Origin of the sequence: Streptomyces sp. NPDC059003 (genome assembly GCF_042740445.1) — a bacterium.
GTDB lineage: Bacteria > Actinomycetota > Actinomycetes > Streptomycetales > Streptomycetaceae > Streptomyces.
Genome location: NZ_JBHYJH010000299.1, coordinates 1 through 6,543, shown reverse-complemented (window position 1 = coordinate 6,543; position 6,543 = coordinate 1). Strand labels below are relative to the sequence as shown.

General features: G+C 72.1%; 7 protein-coding genes. 4 read left to right on the top strand and 3 right to left on the bottom strand.

The window, feature by feature from the left end; translation table 11 throughout:
* The first annotated feature begins 109 nt into the window (after positions 1-109).
* Entirely contained in the window at positions 110-1,228 is a 1,119-nt protein-coding gene (serC, locus tag ACFWZ5_RS43855) for a phosphoserine transaminase (protein WP_384805460.1), read from the top strand.
* 66 nt (positions 1,229-1,294) lie between these two features.
* Here the strand turns inward: serC and ACFWZ5_RS43850 are convergent, their stop codons facing one another.
* Together ACFWZ5_RS43850 and ACFWZ5_RS43845 are read right to left on the bottom strand one after the other, a co-directional pair.
* Positions 1,295-2,155: an ABC transporter permease gene (locus tag ACFWZ5_RS43850; protein ID WP_384805462.1), complete on the bottom strand. Its 861-nt coding sequence runs from the start codon at positions 2,153-2,155 to the stop codon at positions 1,295-1,297.
* Positions 2,152-3,183, bottom strand: a complete 1,032-nt coding sequence (locus ACFWZ5_RS43845; RefSeq protein ID WP_384805464.1) for an ATP-binding cassette domain-containing protein — start codon at positions 3,181-3,183, stop codon at positions 2,152-2,154. The genes ACFWZ5_RS43850 and ACFWZ5_RS43845 overlap by 4 nt, the downstream gene beginning before the upstream one ends.
* A 132-nt stretch (positions 3,184-3,315) precedes the next feature.
* Between ACFWZ5_RS43845 and ACFWZ5_RS43840 the strand changes: the two genes are divergently transcribed.
* Complete coding sequence (locus ACFWZ5_RS43840; RefSeq protein ID WP_384805466.1) at positions 3,316-4,080, top strand: TetR/AcrR family transcriptional regulator; 765 nt, start codon at positions 3,316-3,318, stop codon at positions 4,078-4,080.
* Between the two features lie 112 nt (positions 4,081-4,192).
* The gene (locus ACFWZ5_RS43835; RefSeq protein WP_384805468.1) at positions 4,193-4,669 is read left to right on the top strand and encodes a PPOX class F420-dependent oxidoreductase; all 477 of its coding nucleotides are present in this window, start codon (positions 4,193-4,195) and stop codon (positions 4,667-4,669) included.
* 51 nt (positions 4,670-4,720) lie between these two features.
* On the opposite strand, the gene ACFWZ5_RS43830 is transcribed toward ACFWZ5_RS43835, so the two are convergent.
* Positions 4,721-5,713: a WD40 repeat domain-containing protein gene (locus tag ACFWZ5_RS43830; protein ID WP_384805470.1), complete on the bottom strand. Its 993-nt coding sequence runs from the start codon at positions 5,711-5,713 to the stop codon at positions 4,721-4,723.
* Positions 5,714-5,799: 86 nt separating this feature from the next.
* Here ACFWZ5_RS43830 and ACFWZ5_RS43825 point away from each other — a divergent pair, with 86 nt between their 5' ends.
* Positions 5,800-6,477, top strand: coding sequence for a GDSL-type esterase/lipase family protein (locus tag ACFWZ5_RS43825; protein ID WP_384805472.1), 678 nt, complete (start codon positions 5,800-5,802; stop codon positions 6,475-6,477).
* Positions 6,478-6,543: the final 66 nt, after the last annotated feature.

Below are 6,543 nucleotides of genomic sequence, written 5' to 3'. Positions count from 1 at the left end.
TTGAGGACGAGGCCGCAGGCCGGAGAGAAGGGGGTCTGGGGGCGGAGCCCCCAGTCTCGCGGGGTGGACGGGGCCAGCCCTTACCCCCCAGAACAGCTACGCTCCCTCCGTGGCTGAGATCCAGATCCCCGCAGACATCAAGCCCGCCGACGGCCGTTTCGGCGCGGGCCCCTCCAAGGTGCGGACCGAGGCGCTGGACGCCCTTGCCGCCACCGGCACCTCCCTCCTCGGCACGTCCCACCGCCAGGCCCCGGTGAAGAACCTCGTCGGCCGCGTCCGCGAGGGCGTGCGCGAGCTGTTCCAGCTGCCGGACGGCTACGAGGTGGTCCTGGGCAACGGCGGCTCCACCGCGTTCTGGGACGTCGCGACGCACGGCCTGATCGAGAACAAGTCGCAGCACCTCACGTTCGGCGAGTTCTCGTCGAAGTTCGCGAAGGCCGCCAAGCTCGCCCCGTGGCTCGCGGAGCCCACCGTGATCAGCTCGGACCCGGGCACGCACCCGGACCCGGCCGCCGAACGGGGCGTGGACGCGTACGCGTTCACGCACAACGAGACCTCGACGGGCGTCGCCGCGCCCGTCAAGCGCGTCGCGGGCGCCGACGACGGCGCCCTCGTCCTCGTGGACGCCACGTCCGGCGCGGGCGGCCTGCCGGTCGACATCGCCGAGACCGACGTGTACTACTTCGCGCCGCAGAAGTCGTTCGCGGCCGACGGCGGCCTGTGGCTGGCCGTCTTCTCCCCGGCGGCGATCGAGCGCGCCGAGCGGATCCACGCGAGCGGCCGCCACGTACCGGAGTTCTTCAGCCTGCCCACGGCGATCGACAACTCCCGCAAGAACCAGACGTACAACACCCCGGCCCTCGCCACCCTGTTCCTGCTCGCCGAGCAGCTGGACTGGCTCAACGGCCAGGGCGGCCTCGCCTGGTCCACGGCCCGTACGAAGGACAGCTCGACGCGCCTTTACTCGTGGGCGGACGAGTCGAAGTACGCGACGCCGTTCGTCACCGACCCGGCCAAGCGCTCGCAGGTCATCGGCACGATCGACTTCGACGACGAGGTCGACGCGGCGGCCGTCGCGAAGGCGCTGCGCGCCAACGGCATCGTGGACACCGAGCCGTACCGCAAGCTGGGCCGCAACCAGCTGCGCGTCGCGATGTTCCCGGCCGTGGACCCGGCGGACGTCGAGGCCCTCACGCGCTGCGTGGACTACGTGATCGAGAAGCTGTAACGGCACGCGATTCCGCGACAGGGGCCCGGCGCACCACGCGCCGGGCCCCTACCCACGTCTGACGACTCAGCGGCTGAGCCCCTTGAACCTCCGCACCGCGAACGGCAGGAACACCGCCGTCACCACGAGCGGCCACACCACCGCCATGAGCACCGCGTGCTGCTCGACCCAACTGGCGCCGCCCGCACCGGGGTTGCCGAAGAGTTCGCGGGCCGCCGTGCCGGTGGACGACACCGGGTTCCACGCGGCGACCGGCGCCAGCCAGTCCGGCATCAGGGAGGGCGCCACGAACACGCTGGAGATCATCGTGAGCGGGAACGCGACCGCGTACAGGCCGCCCGCGGCCTCCGGTGACGGCACGACGAGGCCCAGCCACACGCCGACCCAGATCAGGCTGAACCGCAGGAGCAGCAGCAGGGCGAAGGCGGCCACCCCGTTCAGGACGCCGTTGTTGGGGCGCCAGCCGATGGCGAGCGCCGTGAGCGCGAGGATCGTCAGCTCGGCGCAGGCCACGACGAGGTCGGAGAGGCCGCGCCCGGCGGCGACGGCGGACGGGGCCATCGGCATGGACCGGAAGCGGTCGATGACGCCCTTCGACGCGTCGGTGACCACGCCCATCGCCGTGCTCATGAAGCCGAAGGCCATCGTCATCACGAACATCCCGGGCATCAGGAAGTCCTTGTAGTCGCCCGTGCCGCCGGGCACCTTCATCGCCTCGCCGAACACGAAGCCGTAGAGCAGCACGCTGATGATCGGGAAGCCCAGCTGCCAGACGATGGTGACGGGCTGGCGCAGGAAGTGGGTGAGGTAGCGGCGGGTGATGTTCAGGGTGTCCGAGAGCGCCCAGTAGGCGCGGCCGTGCACCCCTGGAACCGGGCGAACCGGGCCCGTTTCCGAAGAGAGGTCACTGGTCAGTACGCCGCTCATGCCGCCGCCTCCGTCTTCCCGGCCGCTCCGGCCGTCGTCGCACCCGTCGCCGTCGTCGCACCCATCGCCGTCGTCCCGCCCGTCAGACGCAGGAACACGTCGTCCAGGCTCGGGCGTCTGAGGCCGATGTCCTCCGCCGCGACGCCCTCGTCCCGCAGGGTGCGCGCGACGTCCGCGAGGGCGGCGACCCGGTCCGTCACGGCCGCCCGCACCCTGCGCTCCGCGTCCACCGTCTCCGGCTCGCCGTCGGCGACCCTGGCCACGGCCTTCACCGCGGCCGGGAGGTCGGCGGGCTCGCTGACCACGACCTCCAGCTGGCTGCCGCCGACCGTCGCCTTGAGGCCGTCGGGGGTGTCGTCGGCGATGGCGCGGCCCTGGTCGATGACGGTGATGCGGGACGCGAGCCGGTCGGCCTCCTCCAGGTACTGCGTGGTCAGCAGGACCGTCGTGCCGCCCGCCACCAGGTCGCGCACGGAGTCCCAGACCTCGCTGCGGCTGCGCGGGTCGAGTCCGGTGGTCGGCTCGTCGAGGAACAGCACCGACGGCGCGAGGATCATCGACGCGGCGAGGTCGAGGCGGCGCCGCATGCCGCCGCTGTACTGCCCGGCGCCCTTGTCGGCGGCGGCTTCGAGGCCGAACCGCTCCAACAGCTCCTGCGCCCGGCGCGCGGCCCGCCTGCCGCCGAGGTGGAAGAGGCGGCCGAACATCTCCAGGTTCTGCCGTCCGGTGAGGATCTCGTCGACCGCCGCGTACTGCCCGGTCAGGCCTATGCGGCCGCGCACGAGCGCGGGTTCGCGCACGACGTCGGCGCCGCCGACCTCCGCGTGGCCGCCGTCGAGCCTGATCAGGGTCGACAGGATGCGCACGGCCGTGGTCTTGCCCGCGCCGTTCGGCCCGAGGAGGCCGTGCACCGTGCCGTGCTCGACGGTCAGGTCGAAGCCGTCGAGGGCCTGCTTGTCGCCGTACCGCTTGCGCAGGCCGCGGGCCCGCACCGCGTGCTCGCCCGCCCTGTGGTCCGTACCGGTCACTGGTCCTCCCGCTGTCCTGCCCGACTGTCTTGCCCGACACCGTTCGCGTACGCCGTACCCACGAGGAGTACGACGTACGCGAATGAGAGTACAGCGTACTCATCCGTGGCCCAAGGGTTTATCGTGAGCTCCATGGCGACCACGGAGACGACCGGCAGCGGCGACATCACACGGAGCATGGAGCTGCTGTGGGGCGGGGCCGAACGGCCCCCGCGCGGCCGCAAACCGGGCCTGACCCTGGACCGGATCGTCACCGCCGCCGTGCGCCTCGCGGACACCGAGGGCATCGCCGCCGTCTCCATGCGCCGCCTGTCCCAGGAGCTCGGCGCGGGCACGATGTCGCTGTACCGCTACGTCCCGGGCAAGGCCGAGCTGCTCGACCTGATGCTCGACCACGTGCAGGCCCCGTCCGCCGACGCGACGGCCTTCGAGGGGGGCTGGCGCGCGGCCCTGGAGATGTACGCGCGCGCGACCCTGGACTCGTACCGCGCCCACCCCTGGCTGCTCCAGGTCAACCAGGCGCGCCCCGTGCTCGGCCCGAGCGCCATGGCGGGCCTGGAGCTGATGCTGGGCCTGATCAGGCCGATGGGGCTGCGCGACCCCGAGCTGATCTCCGTGCTGATCATGGTCGAGGGGTACGTCACCGGCGCCGCCCGCACACAGGTGCACGCCGCTCAGGCGGCGCAGGACACCCAGCTGTCCGACGAGGACTTCTGGCAGGCGCAGATGCCGTTCCTGGAGCGGGTCATGGCGGACGGGCGCTATCCGCTGGTCGCGGGGCTCTCCGAGGACGCGTTCGGCTGGGGCTTCGACCACTTCGAGTTCGGCCTCCAGCGCGTCCTGGACGGGCTCGACGTCCTCGTGGAGCGGCGCGCGGCCGAGCGGGACGGGGCCTGACAGCGCGGGGGGGGCTGACGGCGCGGGGCCTGACGGCGCAAAGAGGCGCATGGCGGCGGGGCGCCGTGGCACAGGGCGTGACAGCCGCGGCGATCAGTGTCTGTATGGAGGCATGAAGCCGAATCCCGCGCGTCCGGCGAGCCCGGAGCTCGCCCGGTTCGAGAAGCAGCAGACCGTCCTGCTCACCACCCACAAGAAGGACGGCACCGGCGTCGGCACGCCCCTCCACCTGGTGGTCGACGGCGATCACGCCTACTTCCGGACCTTCGGCAGGGCGGGCAAGGTCAAGCGCCTGCGCAACAACCCGGAGGTCGAGATCGCCCCCTCGACCGTGCGCGGCAGGCCGACGGGCCCGCAGCTCAAGGCCCGCGTCCGGCTGCTCGACCGGGGCAGCGGCGAGTACGCGCGCGCGTCGCGCCTCATCGCCCGCAAGTACCCCCTCCAGCAGGGCTTCCTGGTCCCGCTCACGCACAAGGTCCGCAGGGACGCGACGCTGCACTACGAGGTGCGGCCCGTGCTGGAGGAAGCACCGCCGGAGGAGGCACCGGCGGAGGAGCCGCCCGCGCAGCAAGAGGAGAAGCCCGAGTAGCCCTCAGGCCCCCAGTCCCTCAGTCCCTCAAGCCCTCAAGCCCTCAAGCCCTCAGGCCTTCCGGCGGAACACCCTCCTGAGCCCGAGCACCGCCAGGATCACCGCCCCCACGGCCACCGCGCCCTTGACCCCGCCGCTCATCCCGTCGTCCCCGTCGGAACCGCCGCCCCCGGACGACGAGCCCGCTCCCCCGGCGCCCTCGACCTCGCGGGACTCGACGTCGCTCTCGGCGCCCTCGGTGCCGAACATCAGGCGGGACCCGTCGGGGCTGTACGCGATCGACTCGCCCTGCCGCTGGAGGGGCACGCTGAGCCGGCCGAGGCGCTTGATCTTTCCGTCGCCCTGCCAGGCGAACGAGACGCCGCCGAAGTAGCCGCGCAGATCGAGCCGCTTGCCGTCGGGCGAGAAGGCGCCGTCGGTGACCCACAGGTCGGTGCTCGCGGTGCGGCGGAAGACGTTGGGCCGTGACGTCGACATCTCGGCGGGGCCCTCGTACAGGGAGCCGCCGTCCTCCTTCTTGTCGGCGATGTAGATCCGCCCGGTCTTCGGGTGGACCATCAGCGCCTCGGCGTCGCGCGCGCCGTCGGCGTACTTCACGACGTACTGCGTGGCGCGGATCGTCTGGTCCTTCAGCCGCTTCGGCTCGGGCAGCTTGTAGACCCACACGAAGGACCACTTGCCGCCGAGGTTGTCGCCGATGTCACCGACGTACAGATTCCCGTCCGGGCCCATCGAGATGGCCTCGACGTCGCGGGGCTTGCCGACGCCGGTCATCGTGATCCTGGCGACGGTCTCGCCCGTGCGGCTGTCGACGGCGTACAGGTAAGCGCCGCTGTCCTGGTCGTTGTGGGTCCAGTAGACGCCCGGGTGGGCGCGGGACGCGACGAGTCCGCTGGACTCGGTGATCCGCGGGTCCTTGATGGTGAAGCTGTCGTTGCCCGGCTTGCCGTCGGCCGCGGCGGGGCCCGCGGCCGCCGCACACAGCAGAACCGCGGCCACGGCCGCGCACACCCTCGAAGAACCCTTGCCACCCATGCCACCCATGCCCACAAGCCTGCCACCCCGCCGCCCCTTGCCAGGTGTCAAGGCTCACATCGCTGCTGGCCGCGCCGATCCGCGATGATGAGCGGATGCTCAGGTTCATGTTCGTCGGCGACTCGATGACGATCGGAAGCGCCGGGGAACACACCTGGCGGCACTGGATGTGGCGGCACCTGTGCGCCACCCTCGGCGGGCCCTTCAAGGTCGTCGGGCCCCGCGAGACGCTGTACGACAAGACGGCGGACGCGCCCACGTCGTACGCGTACGCCGAACCGGACTTCCCCCGGCGCCACTTGGCGGGCTGGGGCGAGGGCTGGCTGCACATGGCGCCGCTCATCGGCGAGAGCGTCGCCAAGGAGCGCGCGGACGTCCTCCTCGTCTCCCTCGGCCTCATCGACCTCGGCTTCTACACGAACGCCGAGCAGACCGCCGACAACGTACGCCGCTTCGTGGCCGCGGCCCGCGCCGCGAACCCGCGCGTCGCGATCGCGGTCCTGCCCGTCATACCGAACGTCCGCGCCGCATCCGACCCGCCCTTCGCCGCGGAGGTGGCCCGCTTCAACGAGCTCCTCGCCAAGACGGCCGCCGACCTGGACACCGCCGCGTCGCCGCTGCTCCTGGTCCCGCCTCCGGCGTCGTACGACATCCACTCGGACACGTATGACGGGACGCATCCGAACGAGAGCGGTGAGCGGAAGCTGGCGGACGCCTTTGCCGTGGCGCTAGCCCGGGACTGGGACCTGGGGGCGGAGCCGCGCCAGCGCTGACCCTCGCGGGAGCGCCCCAGACCCGCCCCTTCCCGAACTGGGGCTCCGCCCCAGACCCCGCTCCTC

Bases quoted from the DNA above. Each gene is read 5' to 3' on its own strand.
- ACFWZ5_RS43850 (WP_384805462.1), bottom strand. From the start codon at position 2,155: ATGAGCGGCGTACTGACCAGTGACCTCTCTTCGGAAACGGGCCCGGTT.
- ACFWZ5_RS43840 (WP_384805466.1), top strand. From the start codon at position 3,316: ATGGCGACCACGGAGACGACCGGCAGCGGCGACATCACACGGAGCATG.
- ACFWZ5_RS43835 (WP_384805468.1), top strand. From the start codon at position 4,193: ATGAAGCCGAATCCCGCGCGTCCGGCGAGCCCGGAGCTCGCCCGGTTC.
- ACFWZ5_RS43830 (WP_384805470.1), bottom strand. From the start codon at position 5,713: ATGGGTGGCATGGGTGGCAAGGGTTCTTCGAGGGTGTGCGCGGCCGTG.
- ACFWZ5_RS43825 (WP_384805472.1), top strand. From the start codon at position 5,800: ATGCTCAGGTTCATGTTCGTCGGCGACTCGATGACGATCGGAAGCGCC.